At 42.6% G+C, this 18,176-nt stretch carries 18 protein-coding genes; 7 read left to right on the forward strand and 11 right to left on the reverse strand.

The genetic code is table 11. From position 1 onward, the window contains the following. The 3 genes from WFY05_RS10785 to WFY05_RS10795 are packed head-to-tail and all read right to left on the reverse strand — an operon-like array spanning position 1 to position 1,034. Positions 1-408 (reverse strand): nitrophenyl compound nitroreductase subunit ArsF family protein, encoded by a 408-nt coding sequence (locus WFY05_RS10785; RefSeq protein WP_340112851.1) that lies wholly within the window; start codon positions 406-408, stop codon positions 1-3. A 12-nt stretch (positions 409-420) separates the two neighbouring features. Beyond that, a complete protein-coding gene (locus WFY05_RS10790; RefSeq protein ID WP_340112852.1) occupies positions 421-684 on the reverse strand; it encodes a thioredoxin family protein in 264 nt (87 codons plus the stop codon). Positions 685-737: 53 nt separating this feature from the next. Further along, a complete protein-coding gene (locus tag WFY05_RS10795) occupies positions 738-1,034 on the reverse strand; it encodes an ArsR/SmtB family transcription factor (RefSeq protein ID WP_340112853.1) in 297 nt (98 codons plus the stop codon). 191 nt (positions 1,035-1,225) lie between these two features. Here WFY05_RS10795 and WFY05_RS10800 point away from each other — a divergent pair, with 191 nt between their 5' ends. Together WFY05_RS10800 and WFY05_RS10805 are read left to right on the forward strand one after the other, a co-directional pair. Then, entirely contained in the window at positions 1,226-1,714 is a 489-nt protein-coding gene (locus WFY05_RS10800; protein ID WP_340112854.1) for a glutathione peroxidase, read from the forward strand. A 16-nt stretch (positions 1,715-1,730) separates the two neighbouring features. Then, positions 1,731-2,171 (forward strand): MarR family winged helix-turn-helix transcriptional regulator, encoded by a 441-nt coding sequence (locus tag WFY05_RS10805; protein WP_340112855.1) that lies wholly within the window; start codon positions 1,731-1,733, stop codon positions 2,169-2,171. Positions 2,172-2,177: 6 nt separating this feature from the next. On the opposite strand, the gene WFY05_RS10810 is transcribed toward WFY05_RS10805, so the two are convergent. The 4 genes from WFY05_RS10810 to WFY05_RS10825 all read right to left on the reverse strand — a co-directional run bounded on the left by WFY05_RS10810 (position 2,178) and on the right by WFY05_RS10825 (position 6,211). Beyond that, the gene (locus WFY05_RS10810) at positions 2,178-3,401 is read right to left on the reverse strand and encodes an isoprenoid biosynthesis enzyme family protein (RefSeq protein ID WP_340112856.1); all 1,224 of its coding nucleotides are present in this window, start codon (positions 3,399-3,401) and stop codon (positions 2,178-2,180) included. A gap of 406 nt (positions 3,402-3,807) precedes the next feature. Next, the gene (locus tag WFY05_RS10815; protein ID WP_340112857.1) at positions 3,808-4,518 is read right to left on the reverse strand and encodes a YebC/PmpR family DNA-binding transcriptional regulator; all 711 of its coding nucleotides are present in this window, start codon (positions 4,516-4,518) and stop codon (positions 3,808-3,810) included. A gap of 134 nt (positions 4,519-4,652) precedes the next feature. Continuing rightward, positions 4,653-4,781, reverse strand: coding sequence for a hypothetical protein (locus tag WFY05_RS10820; RefSeq protein ID WP_340112858.1), 129 nt, complete (start codon positions 4,779-4,781; stop codon positions 4,653-4,655). After that, positions 4,778-6,211, reverse strand: coding sequence for a RapZ C-terminal domain-containing protein (locus WFY05_RS10825; RefSeq protein WP_340112859.1), 1,434 nt, complete (start codon positions 6,209-6,211; stop codon positions 4,778-4,780). The genes WFY05_RS10820 and WFY05_RS10825 overlap by 4 nt, the downstream gene beginning before the upstream one ends. A gap of 50 nt (positions 6,212-6,261) precedes the next feature. On the opposite strand from WFY05_RS10825, the gene WFY05_RS10830 reads away from it, so the two are divergent. Beyond that, positions 6,262-6,984 carry a YdcF family protein gene (locus WFY05_RS10830; RefSeq protein WP_340112860.1) on the forward strand — a complete coding sequence of 241 codons (723 nt, stop codon included), beginning with the start codon at positions 6,262-6,264 and terminating at the stop codon, positions 6,982-6,984. On the opposite strand, the gene WFY05_RS10835 is transcribed toward WFY05_RS10830, so the two are convergent. Then, the gene (locus tag WFY05_RS10835; protein WP_340112861.1) at positions 6,981-7,844 is read right to left on the reverse strand and encodes a hypothetical protein; all 864 of its coding nucleotides are present in this window, start codon (positions 7,842-7,844) and stop codon (positions 6,981-6,983) included. The two genes, WFY05_RS10830 and WFY05_RS10835, sit on opposite strands and share 4 nt — an antisense overlap. Positions 7,845-7,957: 113 nt before the next feature. Then, on the reverse strand, positions 7,958-9,724 hold the full coding sequence (locus WFY05_RS10840) for a M20/M25/M40 family metallo-hydrolase (protein ID WP_340112862.1): 1,767 nt from the start codon (positions 9,722-9,724) through the stop codon (positions 7,958-7,960). 155 nt (positions 9,725-9,879) lie between these two features. Here WFY05_RS10840 and WFY05_RS10845 point away from each other — a divergent pair, with 155 nt between their 5' ends. From WFY05_RS10845 to WFY05_RS10860, 4 genes are read left to right on the forward strand one after another with little or no spacing between them, the layout of a single operon-like run. Then, positions 9,880-11,964, forward strand: coding sequence for a hypothetical protein (locus WFY05_RS10845; RefSeq protein WP_340112863.1), 2,085 nt, complete (start codon positions 9,880-9,882; stop codon positions 11,962-11,964). A 3-nt stretch (positions 11,965-11,967) separates the two neighbouring features. Beyond that, entirely contained in the window at positions 11,968-13,041 is a 1,074-nt protein-coding gene (locus WFY05_RS10850) for a DUF6340 family protein (RefSeq protein ID WP_340112864.1), read from the forward strand. Next, positions 13,038-14,078 carry a DUF6340 family protein gene (locus WFY05_RS10855; RefSeq protein ID WP_340112865.1) on the forward strand — a complete coding sequence of 347 codons (1,041 nt, stop codon included), beginning with the start codon at positions 13,038-13,040 and terminating at the stop codon, positions 14,076-14,078. The genes WFY05_RS10850 and WFY05_RS10855 overlap by 4 nt, the downstream gene beginning before the upstream one ends. Before the next feature lie 3 nt (positions 14,079-14,081). Further along, positions 14,082-15,278 carry a DUF6340 family protein gene (locus WFY05_RS10860; RefSeq protein ID WP_340112866.1) on the forward strand — a complete coding sequence of 399 codons (1,197 nt, stop codon included), beginning with the start codon at positions 14,082-14,084 and terminating at the stop codon, positions 15,276-15,278. Positions 15,279-15,294: 16 nt separating this feature from the next. Here WFY05_RS10860 and WFY05_RS10865 read toward each other — a convergent pair whose 3' ends face one another. Together WFY05_RS10865 and recN are read right to left on the reverse strand one after the other, a co-directional pair. Beyond that, positions 15,295-16,134, reverse strand: a complete 840-nt coding sequence (locus WFY05_RS10865) for a CvfB family protein (RefSeq protein ID WP_340112867.1) — start codon at positions 16,132-16,134, stop codon at positions 15,295-15,297. A gap of 52 nt (positions 16,135-16,186) precedes the next feature. Continuing rightward, positions 16,187-17,842: a DNA repair protein RecN gene (gene recN / locus WFY05_RS10870; RefSeq protein WP_340112868.1), complete on the reverse strand. Its 1,656-nt coding sequence runs from the start codon at positions 17,840-17,842 to the stop codon at positions 16,187-16,189. Positions 17,843-18,176 lie beyond the last annotated feature (334 nt).

Here is an 18,176-nt window from a genome sequence, read left to right on the forward strand (position 1 = left end):
CTAAAGCAGCGGTTTAATCTTTTCTTCGATTACCTGTTTGAATTTCTCGGGATTGGTGCGGGCATATAAAAATCCTTCATTCGTGAGATTGACTTTTTTATCGCCTTTCACCGCTATCAACGATTGACTGTTCACACCCAGTTCTTTTCCCTTGGCTTCACCGGCCGGCTCATCAAGGTTGTAGGCAGCGAATGTTACATCGTTTCCAAAAAGTTCTTTTACATCTTGCTTTGCTTCCGATTCAATAGCTCTGCAGGTGGCACAACGCGTAGTTAAGTGAAAGTAATAAACATCCACCTTTGTCGTTTCATTCTCCTGAGTTGGTGTACTTTGTTGTGCCGAAAGGCCTAAACTTACTAACAGAGCAAAAACAAGACTAAGCAGTTTTAAGTTGATTTTTGTTTTCATTTTAGTTGAATTTTATTGGGTTAATAATTCTTTTAATTCTTTGTCTTTGGGCAATCGGCCGCTTAAAACCACTTTCCCGTTAATAACCAGAGCAGGTGTATTCATTACACCAAACTGCATAATCTCCACAATGTCTTCCACTTTGCTAACGTCAGCCTGTAAAGCCAGGTCAGACACCGATTTTATCACAGCTTTTTCCAACGATTTGCATTTGGCGCATCCGGTTCCTAACACCTGAATGTTCATTTTGGCCGGTTTTAAATCTGTATAATTCATAATGTTGTAATTGTTCGTAGTTCGCAAAATGGCGAACATATTATTTAAATTTTTTAATCTTTCATTAGTGCTTTAAACAATTCACTTGCTTCTTCCCAGTTCGCTTTATTTATACAATACTTTACCCGTGGGGCTTCAATTTCGCCCTGGATCAATCCCGCATCTTTTAACTCTTTGAGGTGTTGCGACAAAGTCGATTTTGCAATCGGCAACTCTTCGCTTAAATCGCCACTGTAGCAGCACGATTGTTTTCCCAGTAATTCGAGTACATATACACGCACCGGGTGTCCCAACGCCTTGGCATAACGGGCCAGTTTTTCCTGCTTGTCTGAAAATACTTTTACATCCATAATAACTAATTGTTCGTTGTTCGCAAAACTACGAACTGTTTTTTGAATATGCAATGGATTCTTTGTGATTTTTAGGTGAATTAATTATTAAATGGTCTTCCAAAATTTTATATCGCGTGCGATATATTTTTAAAATGCCTATATTTGTATCGCACACGATATATATTAAATGGTATAAAAACGATTAAACAATGGAAAACAATTTTTATCAATTTAAAGCAAAGAGTTTACAAGGGAAAGAAATTGACATGGAAGCCTTTAAGGGCAAAACAGTACTCGTTGTGAACACGGCAAGTAAATGTGGTTTTACGCCGCAATATGCCGGTTTGGAAGAGCTCCACGAGAAATACAAAGACAAAGGTCTGGCTATTTTGGGATTTCCCTGTAACCAGTTTGGCAACCAGGAACCCAGCGACGAAAAATCGATCGCTGAAGGTTGTCTGATCAATTATGGTGTCACTTTTCAGATGTTCTCGAAAGTAGATGTAAATGGCAATAACGCTCACCCGCTTTTTAAATACCTAAAAAATGTACTGGGTGGAACTTTGGGAAAAAAGATCAAGTGGAATTTTACAAAATTTCTGATCGATCAGAATGGAAAACCTGTAAAGCGATTTGCGCCAATTACCACACCCGAGAAACTTGAACCGGAGATTACTAAATTGCTGGAACAGAATTAAAAACAAATTTCGTTAAATGGAATATGAACAGTTAAAATTAAGTAACCAGGTTTGTTTTCCCATTTATGCGGCTTCGCGGCTGATTACGCGTGCCTACCAACCATTGCTCGAAAAACTCGATCTGACTTACCCTCAGTATTTGGTTTTAATGGTTTTATGGGAAAACGACCGGGTTTCGGTAAATGAAATTACCCATAAACTGATCCTGAATACGAATACGGTAACTCCCCTGCTCAAGCGAATGGAAGTTCAGGGATTGATCACGCGTAAAAGATCGGAAAAAGATGAACGCAGCATGGTAATTAGTCTGACCAAAAAAGGTTTGAACCTTCAGGAGCAAGCCGCCGAAATTCCCATGCAGCTGGCCGGGAAACTGGATGTTGACGACCTAAGTATAGATGAAATTATCGACTTGCGTGATAAGCTAAACCACTTGATTCAAGCGATTAAGAATTAAATACCATTAGACATTCACCGGCTGGGCCGTATCGAAATATTTTTGGAACATTGCGAATCGTTGAGATTTTGATTGGGCCCGTTTCTGTCGAACAAATTCGAAATGAAGTGGTGAATATTTTTCAAGTTCCTTCAGATAAGCAGGAGTGTACCAGGTTCTATTCAATCCAACCGATTCAATGATCATTGTTTCGATGCTGCGATTCATCAAATCGATAAATTCATCATTCCGGGCGCCTTCAAAACAGCGCATTTCTTCCAAAGCTACACGGCCAAAATTGATCGTGCGGTTGACAAAACTTCCCAGGTTATCTTCGGGCAGACACGAAAACATGGTTTTGGTAAAAGCCAGCGAGTCTTCTTTTACATCCTGAATATCGTCAAGCAACTGAAGATATACACCGTAGCCAAACAAAGCCTGTTCCTGTTCGCGGGTTAATTTTCCTGTAACAAGATATCCGTCAGCAAGAACCGAAGCGCCTCCCTTTTCAAAACAAATTCGTAATATGCTGTCGTCGGACAGTCCATTGTCGGCATGCATTTCCAGACTTTCGGTCTGTCCTTTTTGGATGGCGTACAAACTTTCGTATACCTTAGGAAAACTGATTCTGGGGAATTCATCCTCGAACATTCCAACCAACTTAAACAATTGCGCTTCAGTAAATGAAGCAGGTGATACTTCTTCTCCATGTAATCTTCTGTTAAATCGTCTTGAGAAGATCTCTTTCTCTCCACCCGTTATATCCGGATCATCCAGAAAATTATCGCTATACGGATAGATCATGGAGTATGCAAAAACCGATGGAGTTATGCTTACCGGAACATTAAGCATGAGTTGAATGCCGTTCATGATCCAGACATTTCGCATACCCTGATAAATATTATCAGGTTTCAGCTCGGGACCAAACGCACGGGCCTTGTAAAAAAAGTCTTTTGAAACATTTTTAAACTCATCCGAAAGAATCAGTTTGAGGTGGTCTTTTTCAAAATCGAAAACCGTTTCGAGAAAAGCCTTGAACATTGGGAAAAACGAACTTCCGGGATCGTTTTTCAGCTGTTGTATTTTACTGCGATTTTGGAGACTTTTGATTTTGACCTGAAAATGCTCGTAATTCTGCTCCCGTGCCTGTTTTTCAACGGTGCTGTATTCTTTGCGAAAGTGTGGAAAGTGATCTGGGCTCGATTCCCAGATTTCTTTAAAATGTTGAATGTATTCCTGTACTGGCAGCATAAGTATTGTTTTACCCGAAAATAAGGGAAAACTTACAGAAATTTTGAAGTTTTTAGATGAGTGTAGCTTTTTTTGAGGTTAATGCCGCAATTTGGGTGATAAAACTAAAACAATAATATTTTCTAAAAATCAAAAAGAAATATTAAACGAGTTAAAATGTGAAGATAATTTACCCACTCTCCTGTCTCTCCCTTTGACAAAGGAGAGACGATTAGCCTCCTTTTCAAAGATCCTTAGCTCAACAATTGAGCTGCACTGGTCAATACCACCAGCCAATCTTCCTTCCTTGCTTGCAGGGGAGGATAAACGAATGGGTATAGAGTATACTTACAAACTCGGACACAAAAAACGCATCTACCTGGTGGCAAATGCGTTTTCAAATATCGTTAAAATCTTGTTTCGAAACTTATGCAATGTTGGTATAAACCGCCTGAACATCGTCGTCTTCTTCCATTTTATCGAGCATTTTTTCGATCTCTTCCATCTGCTCTTCCGTAAATTCAACCGGTGTAGTCGGAATGCGACGTAATTCCGCCTTGCTGGGTTCAATGTTCAGTTTTTCGAACTCCGAAGCCAGATCACCAAAACTGGTATAATCGGCGTATGCATAATATTTACCTTCGTTTTCTTCAATTTCTTCCAGACCAGCATCAATCAGTTCCAGCTCAATTTCTTCGAGTTCCATTCTTTCGGGCAGGTCAAACTCAAAAACAGCCTTCCGCGAAAACATGAATTCAAGCGATCCGTTTGGAACCTGACCTCCACCGGCTTTATTAAAATAACTTTTAACGTTGGCAACGGTGCGGGTAGTGTTGTCGGTTGCACATTCAACAAAAACCAAAACTCCGTGCGGCCCTTTCCCTTCATATGAGACCTCAGTATACTCGGCGGCATCTTTCCCCGAAGCACGCTTAATGGCCGCATCGATATTGGTCTTGGGCATATTTTCGTGCTTGGCATTTAAGATTGCCGTACGCAAAGCCGGGTTCATATCCGGATCGGGTCCTCCCTCTTTGGCTGCAATAGTTATTTTCTTAGCGAGTTTTGGAAAAACCCTCGACATTTTATCCCAGCGCTTTTCTTTCGCTGCACGGCGGTACTCAAATGCTCTTCCCATTTGTTAGTCTGTTTTAAAATTTTGTGCGAAAATATAAACTGCCCGTCTAATTACCAAGAAGGTAACACGAAAATCGCTTACAAATTAAACCATAAAAATATTAGAAAATGTGGTGGGCGTTCAACAAGCGTTTTTTACGAAGCCATTTTTTCGGGTTTACAAACCTTGTCTTTCTTTTTTACCCGGGCACCACATTTTTTACAGGTGTATTTTGGGTGCTCTTTATCCTCGAAACCTTTTTTCTTACATGCTTTTTTACTCATCTCCAATTCTCCTGTTCACGATGTACTAAAACAACGTTTACCGGATAATTGTTTTGCAGATATTCACTCAATTTTTCGGCCGAATAAACCGAACGGTGCTGGCCGCCTGTGCAACCAAAACTTACCGACAAATGCGAAAATCCACGCTCGAGATACACTTTCACCGACTGTTCCACCAGTTTTTTGGCCGATTCGAGAAAAAGCCCCATTTCCGATTTTTGTTCCAGAAATTCCTGTACAGCCAGATCTTTACCACTTAGCTTTTTATACTCCTCATAACGTCCCGGATTATTGATGGCACGGCAATCGAATACATGACCGCCGCCATTTCCGGAAGGATCTTCAGGAATACCTTTTTTGTAAGAGAAACTGGTGATCCTGATCGTCAGGTCGGAATCGGATTTCCCGATTTCCTTCAGAACTTCTGATTTAGTCAGACTCTTCAGAACATTCAGCAACTCGGGCATTTTTACCGGCAAATCGAGATCTTTTAAAAGAAACTCCAGGTTTTTCAGTGCGTATGGAATGCTTTTCAGAAAATGTTCCTTCTTCTCGTAGAATCCTCTAAAACCATAAGCGCCCATGGCCTGCATAATACGGATGAGCACAAAACCTTTGAAGTAGGCCTTGAAGCGCTCCACGTCTACCTTCATGTATTTCTTCAATTCATTGAGGTAGAATTCGAACAAATGCTGACGCACGCTTTCGGGAATATCGGCTTTTCCGTCGTACAACAACGAAGCCAAATCGTATTGCAGGGCACCACGGCGGCCTCCCTGGTAATCGATAAAATACACTTCATCGTTTTTCAGCATAACATTTCGCGACTGAAAATCGCGGTACAAAAAATAATTGGAACTGGCACTCAGCAGGTAATTACTGAATTGCTGAAAATCATCTTCCAGTGCCTGTTCATCAAACGAAATTTTGGCCAGTTTCAGAAAATAATACTTGAAATAATTCAGGTCCCACATCATCGATTGCTTATCGAAAGCTTCTCGCGGATAACACACCGAATAATCGATATCCTTACCGCCAATGATCTGAATTCTGGGTAAAGCCGTCAACACTTTTTTATACTCAGCAATGATGTTTTCCGAGAATCCTTCCTCTTCACGGGTTTTGCTCAAAAAAGCAAAAAGCGTGGTGTCACCCAGATCTTCAAGCAGGTATTTTTTCAGATCAGAACTCACCGTATAGATCTTAGGCACTTTGATTCCTCGATGATACAAATGGTTTGAAAACGACAGAAAAGCCGTATTTTCTTTCACATCGCTATTCAGGGCCCCTATAACGGTCCGGTTCTGATTTCCCAGCCGGCAATATTCGCGGTACGAACCCGACTGTGGTAACATTTCAAAAGTTTCAACGCTTTCATTAAACTGATGCTCAAAGAGTTGTAGTATCTCGTTTTTTTCTGAAGTATTCAAATGATGGTATTTTAATTTTTAACTTACTTTTATACGATCAAAAATCGCTTATGGCCAAACTGAGAGTCAAAAATATCTATTTTTTAAGACTACTGAGAAATTTCTTTGTGATCGTTGGCATGTTTTTCACCATTTGTGTGTTGATAGCTTTTACAACCTGGCCCTACTGGGGTTACCACTGGCTGGGTACCAGCAAATCGGAACTTCAATGGAAGCCTAAATATATTGTGCTTATGGGAGGTGGAGGAATGCCCAGCCAAAGCAACCTAATGCGCAGTTGGCATACTGCCAATGCTTATCAGAGTTTCCCCGATTCCAAAATCATTATCGCTATGCCCGGTGATGCAGCCGACAGCAGAAGTACTCCCCGAAAAATGGAAGAGGAACTGATATTAAGAGGTATAGATCCTTCGAGCATAATATTAGAAACCAAAGGAACCAATACGCGCTCGCAGGCGCTGAATTGCGCCGGATTGGTGAATTACAAAACGCCGATATTACTGGTTACTTCGCCCGAACACATGCGGCGTGCGGTGCTTTGTTTTCAGAAAGTGGGTTTTGAAAAGGTAAACGCTTTGCCGGCATTTGAAAATGCCGCCGAAGCCGATTTTACTTTTCACGACGATGAACTGGGCGGAAATACAGTGTTGGTTCCCGATGTAGGAAAAAGCATGAACATGCGTTACCAGGTTTGGAACCACCTGAAATACGAAATACTGTTCGTGCGGGAAATGCTTGCACTTTCGTATTATAAACTTCGGGGATGGATCTAAGCCCCTTTATCAGTTTTCTTTTTTTTACGACGTCTTCTCGAATTGTAGCGCCCCAATAAGAAAGTTAATACCGGTGTAATTATACTGGCAAAAGCCCATTCCGGATTCTCAACAAACAACGCATAAGTATTACGCAAAAATAATCGTGATTCAATTTTAATATCGATGTGGTAGGTTTTATCAAACGAGGTAACACGCTTCATATTATCATCGTAAACAATCACTTTTAGCACCAGTTGTTGCACGGCATCAGTGGTGGTCGGTGTAACTTTCCAATGCCAGCCTTCCATATTCACCGCAACTTGCTGAATGTCTTTATCATGAATCTTTTTTATGGTAAATCCTTCATTATCGGCATCGTCAAGTCTCAATTCCAAAAAATTGAATAACTGAAGTTCTCGTATCAACAGATCTTCATCTGCCGATTCGAAATCTTCATCGCCGGTAGTTTCTGCCACCCTTTCATCCATCAATCGACTGATCATTTCATCATCGAGAAGATCAGCAACAAAACCGATCACTTCACTTGTTTTTTTATAGGTCATTTTATGAGGACAATATATAGCCAGTTTCTTGAAGTTCGGCTCATAAAGATCTGCGTCCGTAAGTAAATCGCTCATTCCTGACATGGACGTGTCAATTTGAGGAGAAGTTGTGGTTGTTGTTTCTCCGACTCCTATATCTGAACCGGCATCTTCTGCAACAGTTTCTTCTTCGGGTACCATATCTTCTTCAGGCATATTTTCTTCCACACTTTTATCACTCGACAAATCAGTTGCTTTTTCAGCAGGTGCCTGCATTTCTCCTCCACAACCCCAAAATAGTATCGCCAGGAAAATAATGGGTATATAATGTTTCATTTTGCTTCTGTATTTTTTGCTATTCAAACAAGTTACAAAATTATAAGCACAAAAAAAGGATGTGGTATTACATGCACCCACATCCTTTTTCAGTATTGAAATGTATAAATGATTTACAACTCCACAATCAACACTGTTTCTTTATCGTCCCTGATGATGTCAACAGAAACACGCTGTCCGGCTTCGAGTGTTTGCAAACGAGCCATGTAATCGTAAATGTTTTTTACCGGTTTTCCTTCAATGGCGGTAATAATATCGCCTTTTTCCATGCCGGCACGGTAGGCCGGTTTATCTTTGGTTACGCCGTCGATACGCATGCCTCGTTTTTCCAATCCGGCATAATCGGGCATAATCCCGAAAGTCACTTTAAAACGTCCACCACGGCTGCGCTGGAACTTGCTTCCGGCTTCCTGGAAAGTAAGTTTTTCATGGCGGTTCGCAACTTCTTCCAGAACAGCAGCACCGTATTCCATAACTTTTTGTGCACCTTCGTAATCGATCAATTCTGCATCATCGCGTGGAGTATGGTAATCGGGATGAGCACCGGTGGAAAAGAAGAACACCGGAATATCCTGGAGGTAAAATGAGGCGTGATCCGAAGGGCCGATTCCTTCGCCTGAAAAAGCCAGCTCAAAGCCGGGATTAAGATCAGTAAGAATCTGTTCGGTTTCTTTCGCAGTTTTTGTTCCGCCAATGCTGATAGCATTTGTGGTTGTATCGAGGCGGCCAATCATATCGAAATTGATCATGGCCACTACACTGTCCAGATCAACAGCCGGATCGTTGGCAAATGCTTTCGAGCCAACCAATCCCATTTCTTCGGCACCAAAGGCCATAAAAATAATGCTGCGTCTGTTGCTCTTTTCTGCAGCTATTTTCTCGGCCACCTGAATCACTGCTGAAACTCCCGATGCATTATCGTCGGCACCGTTGTGAACAGCAATTGTATCAACAGCACGTGAACCTGAACCCGGTCCACCCATTCCAAGATGATCCATATGCGCTCCAACAACCACATATTCATCTTTAAGTTTCTCATCGGTACCGGGCAACATTGCCACTACATTTTCTGTCGTCTTTTCTTTGAGTTTTACGTTTATGGTAGCGTTCACAATTGCCTCCGTTGCCAAATTCATCCCGGTATTCTTTTCAATTATCTTAGCTTCCAGCGACGACACTGTTTCACCCGTTCCTTTTAAAATTTCGTTAGCAACTTTACGCGTGACCTGTAAAACCGGAATGGAAAAACGGCTGCTGTTCTTATCGAAGAACAAGGACGAGAGTTCGTCTTTGTCATTAAATTCCGGCCCGGCAACCAGAATCAATCCGGCAGCGTTTTTGTCGGAAGCCGTTAATCCTTTTGCACGTTCGGTTGAATACTGCAAATACGGACTGTTCATATTATCAAGTTCAGGATCGCCCTGAAGTGCAAGCATCCATTTATCGGATACATCAGCACCGGAAAAATCGTTCCATTTCAGTGTGTCCTGATCCACCTCCAAACCATATCCGCAAAAAACTACGCCGGCTTCCACCGTTGCATTTGCAGAAAACGCATAAGGTTGAAAATCAAGTTCCGGAGTGTAACTCTGCTCCCCTACTTCTAATATGTTTCCCCCGGCCAATTCTGCATCAGCTACGAGATTAAAATACTGAAATCCATCGTCGTACATCAAATCCAATCCGGCAGTTTCAAATTTGGAGCGCACATATTCAGCCGCAAGTTTATCACCGGCTTCACCCGATTTTCTTCCTTTTAACGAGTCGGATGCCAGGTAACCTATGTCGTCCTGTATCTCTGCAACAGTAATATCAGGATTATACTTTGGTCCGCAGGCGGTAAATCCAAGAACAATCAATACAATGGATAAATACTTCATTATTAAAAATTTTGAATGAAACAATTTGTTTCGGAAATGGTTTTAACAACTAAAATCACTCCCCGATTCCCCGGAACCGTGGTGTAATATTAACCATAATTCATGATTATAAAAAAGTAGATGACTATATTTACGACTTTTAAAAATTATACGATTTGATCTCATTCGGAACAACATACTGGCCTGCAATTTTATTAGCATTTTTAGCGGCAGCTCTTGGAATTTCCTTGTTGCTGTATTTCAGGAATAAAGCCAACAACGAACTCTCAAAAAGCCAGCGGCTTATTCTGATGAGCCTGCGGTTTCTGTCGTTTTTTCTGATCGCTTTTCTGCTGTTGTCGCCTTTTATCCGCAACCTGAAAAAGATCACACAAAATCCTGTGATCATTGCGGCCTGGGATAACAGTTCATCGATGATTCTTGGTGGTGATTCTACAAATGCCGCCATTGCTGTCGATGGCATTCATGATGAAATCAACGATCAACTTTCGACTGATTTCGAAGTGATCAACTACACTTTTGGAGATGACTTGAATCCTGATGAGTTGACTTTTAACGAAAAAAGATCGGATTACAGCCAGATGTTGACATCGGTGGTCAACAATCATTTTAACCAAAATATCGGGGCGCTTATCGTAGCCGGCGATGGCATTTATAACCGGGGCAAGAATCCGTTGAACCTGCTCGAAGAAGTGGGATTTCCGGTGTACACCATCGGTTTTGGAGACACAACAATTGTTGAGGACGCCCGAATTCAGGATGTACGAACAAACCGAACAGCATTTTCGGGAAATAAATTTCCGGTGGAAGTGGATGTTCAGTTCTCGCGCATCAGAAACAAGGCACTGAAACTCTCTGTTTTCCATAATAACCAGGAACTGGAAAGTGTGATGATCACCCCGCCCAACAATAATTATTTTATTACCAAGGAGTTTATTCTGGAAGCCGATGAGCCGGGCCTGCAACATTACACAGCAAGAATTGAAACTACCGATAACGAGCGAAACACCGACAATAATACATCTGAGTTTGTAATCAATATTCTCGAGAACAAACAAAAAGTGCTGATCATTTCCGATGGATCGCACCCCGATATCGGCGCCATAAAAAACACACTCGACGAACAAAAAAGTTACGATGTTTCGGTATTTACTGAAGAACCCTATCCAAACGACCTGAAAGAATTTAACCTGCTACTGTTAAACCAGTTGCCAACCTCTGGTAAATCGATGGGTGAAATAGTGGAGAGAGCCAGAGCGGCCCGACTACCAGTGCTTTTTATATTAGGCAGCAAAACATTTATCCCGCAATTCAATACGTTGGCGCAGGGTGCCCGGATAGATCTGCTGGCCGGTTCGGGAGAAGAAGCTCAGGCGGTGTTAAATCCGGCCTTTGCCACTTTTAAGCTTTCGGAAGACTTTAAAACACTGCTCCCGATGTTTCCGCCCTTAATGGTAAATTTTGCTGATTACACCCTGGACGACGGATTCACAACACTCTTCTACCAAAAACTAAAAAACATTGAAACCGGTAAACCTTTGATGGCCACCGGAAAAGTCGAGGGAAGGAAGATTGGTTTTATTTTTGGCGAAGGAATCTGGCGATGGCGTTTATACGATTATTACCAAATCCAGAGTCATCAGCATTTTAACGAGTTGATCAACCAAATGATCCAGTACCTGGCACTGCGCGAGAATGAGGACAATTTCATTATCGACCATCAGCCTGTTTATGCCGAAACAGACGACGTGATACTTACTGCCGAGGTTTACAACGACGCCTACGAAAAAGTAAACAGTGGCGAAGTCAATATTGTACTGAGGAATTCGAACAACGAAGAATTCAATTTCACTTTCGATATTCAGGGCGATAACTACTACTTAAACACCGGGCATCTTCCGGTAGGAGACTATACTTTTAAAGCTGAAGTTATGCTTGGCGACGAACAGTTTACCGAAACTGGCTATTTCACGGTAGTGGCAGTAAATCTCGAAAATGTAGTAACACGTGCCAACCACAATACACTTTATCAACTGGCAAGTTTAAGTGGTGGCGGATTTTACCTACCTGGCAACACCGGGCAGCTCATCAACGAGCTAAAAAGCAGTAATAAGCTTAAAGCGGTGAGCTACTACCAGGAAATGGTAAATGAGTTGCTGAACCTGAAATGGCTGTTTTTCGTTTTATTATTTCTACTCAGTGTGGAATGGTTTTTGAGAAAATACTGGGGTGTGTATTAAAACATGATCTTTCGTTTACTGAAAATGAACATATTCTTTAAAAAATATTATGTTGTATGGCTTCCGTTGTTTCTGATTATGAGCTCATGCACTTCGTTAAAAACAATAACGATAGAACTCCCTAAAGAAGCAAAAAAAGAATTATCGCCGGAGATACAAAGTCTGCTTATTATTAACCGAACAGTCGACGACTCATACACCAACCTAAAATCCGACTCACTACAGCAACTTTTCTTCGACGAAGGATTTAATACTGATACCGTAATAAAAGACATCCAGGCCGCTGATACCATGCTAAAAGCTATGGGAGATCTGCTGTTTGAATCGGGGCGTTACGATGTTGTTATTCCGGAGCAACGATTTATTGAGCATAAAAAAAATGCATTTTTTAGCGAATCGATGTCGTGGGATGCAGTAAAATCGCTTTGTGAAGCGTACAGTACCGATGCTGTTCTGTCGGTAGACATGTTCAGCACAAGAGTTATAACGAAGTACGACAAAGAAACCTACTTTAATCCGGCCGACAATGGATTTTTTTCGGCTTTGGAAGCACACATGGTTGTGGTTTACGAGGCACTCTTTAAAGTTTATGAACCCGATAGTGAAAAAGTAGTGCTGCGTGAATTTATGCGCGATACCATTATTTGGGAAGATATGGCCGGCTCGGCACAGGAATTGTTTACCCGGTTTACTCCGGTAAAACAGGCGCTCACTGAAGCCGGGATAGCATTGGCTCTCGATTTTACCGAGAAGATCGGTACTTCGTGGATTCCCGAACAACGAAAGCTGTTTACCAGTGGTGACGAGCAGTTAAAGTGGGCAGGTGAATACATTGATAAAGGCGACTGGGCTGCAGCAAGCAAAATCTGGACAAAACTGGCTACAGAAAGCACTAAGAAAAGTGTAAAAAGTAAAGCGCTTTATAACCTCGCTGTTGCAGCCGAAATTCAGGGCGATCTGGATAAAGCCATTTCGCTCGGAGTAGACTCATACAACACCATGTACCAACAGTTGACCTACGACTACCTTGAACGCCTGAAATACCGGAAACGTGAACTCCAAAAACAAAGCCAATGAAACGCATTTTACTATTTGCCATCATAATAGTTGCCTTAAGCGCGTGCACCGTTTATAAAGAATATCCCATAGAAATTTACCAGCCGGGATTAATAGCCGTGCCGCCACAGGCCGAAAATGTATCGATCGTTTACCGCAATTTCAAATACACAAACGATACACTGCAACATTACTACCAGGATGACTTCAGGCTGAAAAAAGCGCGTAAGGATCCGGAAAACCTTGATTCAATTTTGGTGAACATGTGCATGCAGGAACTGGCTAAAAACCTGAAAGAAAAAAATGCTTTTACCAATATTCACATCTTCCCTGAGCTTTTCAAGGAACATCATGGCGAAAAATTGCCGGCACTCGATTTTGATGTGGTTAATAAAATAACGAACACCACTCAATCCGACCTGTTGATTTCGCTGGAGACCTATTCCTCTTTCTACTCAGAATATTCGTCTACCGAGCAATATCCGGGGAAATCGAATGAAGTGATTACAGCAGCCGTTTGGGCAGTTTATAATCCAAACACAAAAAAAATGCTGGAACACAAAACCATGATCGACACTATTTTCTGGAACGGCTACGACGACCAGGGGAATTACCGGCGCAAAAGCAAACTGCCACCGCGAATTACAGCTCTGAAAATAGCCTCGCAAATGGCCGGGGAAAACTATTCAAAACGATTTTTTGCCTCGTGGCAAAGTGTTGACCGCATGTATTCGGTTCCCCCACTCCCCGATTTTGCCGCTGCCGACGCGTACGTTCAAAAGGGAGAATGGGACAACGCCATTATGCTTTGGAAACGATATACCGACGACAGCAACGGCAAAATGGCTATTAATGCCCGCTACAACCTGGCGCTGGGCTACGAAATGAAGGATGAACTCGACACCGCTCAAAAGTGGCTCATTGCCGCTCAGCAAATTGCCCAGGACTACCGAAGTAAGGAAGACCTGAAAATGATTTTACGATACCGTCAACTGCTTCTTAAACGCCAAAAGGACATTAACCGGCTGAACCAGACCGAAACCAATCTCAAGCCATAGTCAATGAAAGCACGAACTTTCAATATTGCGCTATTGTTTGGCATTCTGATTTTTACTCAGGGCTGTTACACGCTGTACAATCCCAAAACAATTAGTATCGACATTGTGGAACCGGCCAGGGTAAAGCTGCCTGAAGATTATAAGAAAATGGCGGTACGTTACAACAATGTAAATGTTGCCTGGAATCCAAATACAGCTATTTATCTCCTTGACAGTGAAAGCGTCACCGATTCTACGAACCTGGATAGTATAGCCTCAAAAATATATTTTGAGCTGTTTATTTCCACATTAAAGGAGCAGCAATTTTTCGAAAAAATCACCGAGATAAAAGCAGCTGATTATTCGCATACACAGCTTATCGATACGCTCACAAAGCCGGAATTTGATCCGGCGGATTCAAGCCTGACTGAGGAGGAATTGACAAGCATTGTGGGAGCACACATTTTGGCTGCAGAAATCAGAAAAACGAAACCGATGCCGGGTCGGGTTGAGCAAAAAAAATACCTTGATCCAAAACTGGCCTTGTATTCAGAGGAAGAGCTTTCGGCTATTGCCGATACCTGTTCGGCCGATGTATTGCTATCGCTTGATCATTTTTACACCGAAAATGCCCTTGCGTATTTAGAGTACAGTTCCACAGCAAAGGAAGTGGTGCACGTCCATTACTCCTGGACAGCTTACGACCTGAAAGAGAAAAAACTGGCCTTTCATTTCTCAAGAGGCGATACCATTTTCTGGTCGCATCAATCCTCTTATAAAAAAGAAGCATTGAAACGCATTCCGCCGCGACGCGATGCCGTTTTAAATGCCGCCGATATTGCCGGTGCGAATACCGCCGAATTTCTGGTACCTCACTGGAGAACGGTTCAGCGTATATTTTATGAATCGGGAAATCCGGAAATAAAACCGACTTCGCAGATGGTGAATAACGGGAAATGGCTGGAGGCAGCCGAAGTGTGGAAAAAGTATACCAATGACAAGAACAAGGCTCTTGCTGCAAAATGTAAGTTCAACATGGCTGTGGCCTGCGAAATGAACGACCAGATTGATGCCGCATTGGGCTGGGTGGTAGAATCGTATTATGTATATGGCGAAAAAAACGAAGTACATTCCGCCAATTGCCGCGAATACATCAACATACTGGCACAGCGCAAACAAGATCAGCAAATCATCGAAAAGCAACTTAGCCTCGACGAATAAAGACCATATCCCGGGTTTACTCCTCCCCGATCAAACGAATACCATCGGAATCAAAAGCGATCAGACGCTTTTTATAAAGCGCGCCCACGGCTTGTTTAAAAGTTTTCTTGCTGATACCGAAAAGCGCTTTTATCATTTCGGGCGACGACTTGTCGGAAACTGCCATGAATCCGTTGTTCGCTTTTAGTTTTTCGAGGATATCGCCTGTTACCGGATCTACTTTTTTATAGCCGGGTTTGTCAAGTATTACGTCGATCTTCTCATCGTTCCTAACCTTACTTATATAGGCAGTTGTTTCCATGCCTGCATGAATTTCACGAAAGACCTGGTTTTTATATAGGATCCCCGAATGCTCTCGATTTATTATCACCTTGTAGCCGATGTCCGTTTTTTCGGTGATAATCACCTTCACTTCCTGACCCGGCTTGTATTCCGGCGGAGTGTTATCGAGGTACTTGTGCAATTTAGAAGAAGCAGCAATACGGCGCGTCAAAAGATCGAGGTAAACATACACCCAGTAATGCCTGCCAGTTTCCATTCGTTGTTTTTGTTCGCTGAATGGAACCAGCAGATCTTTGGGCAGTCCCCAGTCGAGGAAAGCACCAACTTTGGTTACAGCTTTTACTTCGAGGTAAGCAAATTCGCCAACCATTGCCAGTGGTTTTTCAGTAGTGGCCACCAGTCGATCTTCCGAGTCGGTATAAATAAAAACTTCGGCTTCTCCGGCATTTTTATGTTCGTCTGAAACAAATTTCTGAGGCATCAGAATCTCGCCCAGATCGCCGCCGTCGAGATAAACGCCGTTGGCCGTTTCACGCACAATGGGAAGTGTATTTATTTTTCCTATTTCTGTCATAATTGAGTAGCTATTTAAAGTAGTTCCTATAAGTTAAACCTGGAGCCTCGAGCTAATTTGCCAGCAATTCGCGGGCAGTCTGCAAAGTGGTATCGGTCAGTTTTTCGCCACCTACCATCACGGCAAGCTCTTCCACCCTTTCGTCGGCATTCAGCAGTTTAATCGACGTATATGTTTTGCCTGCCTCTTCGAATTTGTAGACCCTGAAATGTGAGTCGCCGCGCGCAGCCACCTGTGGCAGGTGGGTAATGTTGATGATCTGTGTCGATCCGGAGAAGGTTTTAATGATGTTCCCCATTTTTATGGCAATTTCGCCCGACACCCCGGTATCAATCTCGTCAAAAATAATGGTGGGCAGCGCTTTCGAATTGCGCAATAAGTTCTTGATGGCCAGCATTACCCGCGACATCTCACCGCCTGATGCGATCCTGGAAATATCATCGACCTTCACATCGGCATTGGCGCTGAACAAAAAGGTGACCGCATCCAGACCGTCCTCACGGAAATCGTCGAGCGGGTGATGTTCGATCTTGAATTTTGCCTTGGGCATTCCCAGTTGAGTCAGGTCGGTAATCACCGACTTTTCAATTCCCGTAAAAGCTTTTTTCCGAAGAGCTGTCAGTTCTTCCGCCTTTTGTTTTAGCTTTTCCCGCAACTCATCCAGGGCTTTTTGCTGCTTGTGAATTTCGCCTTCGTAACCGGTTACCGTGTTTATTTTTTCATCCAGTTCATCGCGCAGCTTTATCAACTCGCTTACCGAGGCTGCGTTGTGTTTTTGCTGAAGGCTGTACAACAAGTTCAAACGGTCGTTTACCTGCTCGATGCGGGCCGGATCGTGTTCGATGCGCTCGGCAAGCATCAAAACCTCATCCACAATATCCTGCAATTCGATGGCAGCACTTTCAAGGCGTTTTTCCAATTCGGCAGCTTCTTCAGCATAAGCACTGATTTTTTCGAGCGCCTTTTTCCCGGCTTTTACATTTTGAACCGCCGACAACTGCTCGTCATCGAGCAATTCAGAAACGGCCGAGTAAGCAGTTTTTATTTCTTCAGCATGATTCAGGATGCCCAGTTCGTGCTCCAGTTCTTCCTGTTCGTTCTCCTGTAAAGCGGCTTCTTCAAGCTGGTTAAACTGAAACTCAAAATAATCGAGATCGGCTTTTTCTTTGGCCGCCTTTTCTTCAAGATCTGCGAGCGCTTTTTGAGCCTTTTTAAAAGCCGTGTAAAGCGTCTTATAATCGGTGAGCAAGCCCGCCGATTTAGCAACCGCATCCACAAGATCGAGTTGAAATTTCTGATTGCTGAGTTCCAGGTTCTGATGCTGCGAATGGATATCTATCAGTTGCAGTCCCAGTTCCCTGATCACCTTCAGCTTAACCGGTGTATCATTGATAAATGCCCTCGATTTCCCGGCAGGAGTAATTTCGCGACGCAAAATGGTGATGTCGTCGTAATCCAGGTCGTGGGTCTCGAAAAACGAATGCAGCCTGTAATTTTTAACTTCGAATGTCCCCTCCACTACACATTTCCTGCTGCTTTCTTTTAACACCGAAAGATCGGCCCGGGCGCCCAGGATCAATCCAAGAGCTCCGAGGATGATCGACTTCCCGGCGCCGGTCTCACCGGTAACCGTATTCAGGTTGCGGTGAAAATCGACCTGCAATTCGTTGATCAAAGCATAATTAGTAATGAATAATTTCGACAGCATATTACCCTGTATTACGAAGTAACGAAAATACCAAAAATAGCAGAAGAAGCACCGCCTGCAAGCAATAAAAAATCGTGGAGCGTGGGAAACGTGACATAAGCTTGTAATATGAATTAAATTTGGCTTTATTTAATATCCGCCGATCTCATTAGTATTAAATTCTGCATAGATATTAGCATGTTCTGTATCGAACTTCGAATTTTAAAAATCCACAAAATGAACTACTTTCGTGCAAAATTTGGGTGATTCACACAGAGGGCACAAACGTGGAGAACTACTGTTTTGGTTCCGCAAAAGCTATTGCTCATGTAATATCACACGAAAAATTAGATAC

Origin of the sequence: Maribellus mangrovi (assembly GCF_037646455.1) — a bacterium.
GTDB lineage: Bacteria > Bacteroidota > Bacteroidia > Bacteroidales > Prolixibacteraceae > Draconibacterium > Draconibacterium mangrovi_A.

Excerpts from the sequence above, each read along its gene's own strand:
- WFY05_RS10795 (WP_340112853.1), bottom strand. The coding sequence starts at position 1,034 with ATGGATGTAAAAGTATTTTCAGACAAGCAGGAAAAACTGGCCCGTTAT.
- WFY05_RS10815 (WP_340112857.1), bottom strand. The coding sequence starts at position 4,518 with ATGGGAAGAGCATTTGAGTACCGCCGTGCAGCGAAAGAAAAGCGCTGG.
- WFY05_RS10865 (WP_340112867.1), bottom strand. The coding sequence starts at position 16,134 with ATGACAGAAATAGGAAAAATAAATACACTTCCCATTGTGCGTGAAACG.
- WFY05_RS10830 (WP_340112860.1), top strand. The coding sequence starts at position 6,262 with ATGGCCAAACTGAGAGTCAAAAATATCTATTTTTTAAGACTACTGAGA.
- WFY05_RS10785 (WP_340112851.1), bottom strand. The coding sequence starts at position 408 with ATGAAAACAAAAATCAACTTAAAACTGCTTAGTCTTGTTTTTGCTCTG.
- WFY05_RS10820 (WP_340112858.1), bottom strand. The coding sequence starts at position 4,781 with ATGAGTAAAAAAGCATGTAAGAAAAAAGGTTTCGAGGATAAAGAGCAC.
- WFY05_RS10790 (WP_340112852.1), bottom strand. The coding sequence starts at position 684 with ATGAATTATACAGATTTAAAACCGGCCAAAATGAACATTCAGGTGTTA.
- WFY05_RS10850 (WP_340112864.1), top strand. The coding sequence starts at position 11,968 with ATGATCTTTCGTTTACTGAAAATGAACATATTCTTTAAAAAATATTAT.
- WFY05_RS10810 (WP_340112856.1), bottom strand. The coding sequence starts at position 3,401 with ATGCTGCCAGTACAGGAATACATTCAACATTTTAAAGAAATCTGGGAA.
- WFY05_RS10835 (WP_340112861.1), bottom strand. The coding sequence starts at position 7,844 with ATGAAACATTATATACCCATTATTTTCCTGGCGATACTATTTTGGGGT.
- WFY05_RS10840 (WP_340112862.1), bottom strand. The coding sequence starts at position 9,724 with ATGAAGTATTTATCCATTGTATTGATTGTTCTTGGATTTACCGCCTGC.
- WFY05_RS10855 (WP_340112865.1), top strand. The coding sequence starts at position 13,038 with ATGAAACGCATTTTACTATTTGCCATCATAATAGTTGCCTTAAGCGCG.
- WFY05_RS10860 (WP_340112866.1), top strand. The coding sequence starts at position 14,082 with ATGAAAGCACGAACTTTCAATATTGCGCTATTGTTTGGCATTCTGATT.
- recN (WP_340112868.1), bottom strand. The coding sequence starts at position 17,842 with ATGCTGTCGAAATTATTCATTACTAATTATGCTTTGATCAACGAATTG.
- WFY05_RS10800 (WP_340112854.1), top strand. The coding sequence starts at position 1,226 with ATGGAAAACAATTTTTATCAATTTAAAGCAAAGAGTTTACAAGGGAAA.
- WFY05_RS10805 (WP_340112855.1), top strand. The coding sequence starts at position 1,731 with ATGGAATATGAACAGTTAAAATTAAGTAACCAGGTTTGTTTTCCCATT.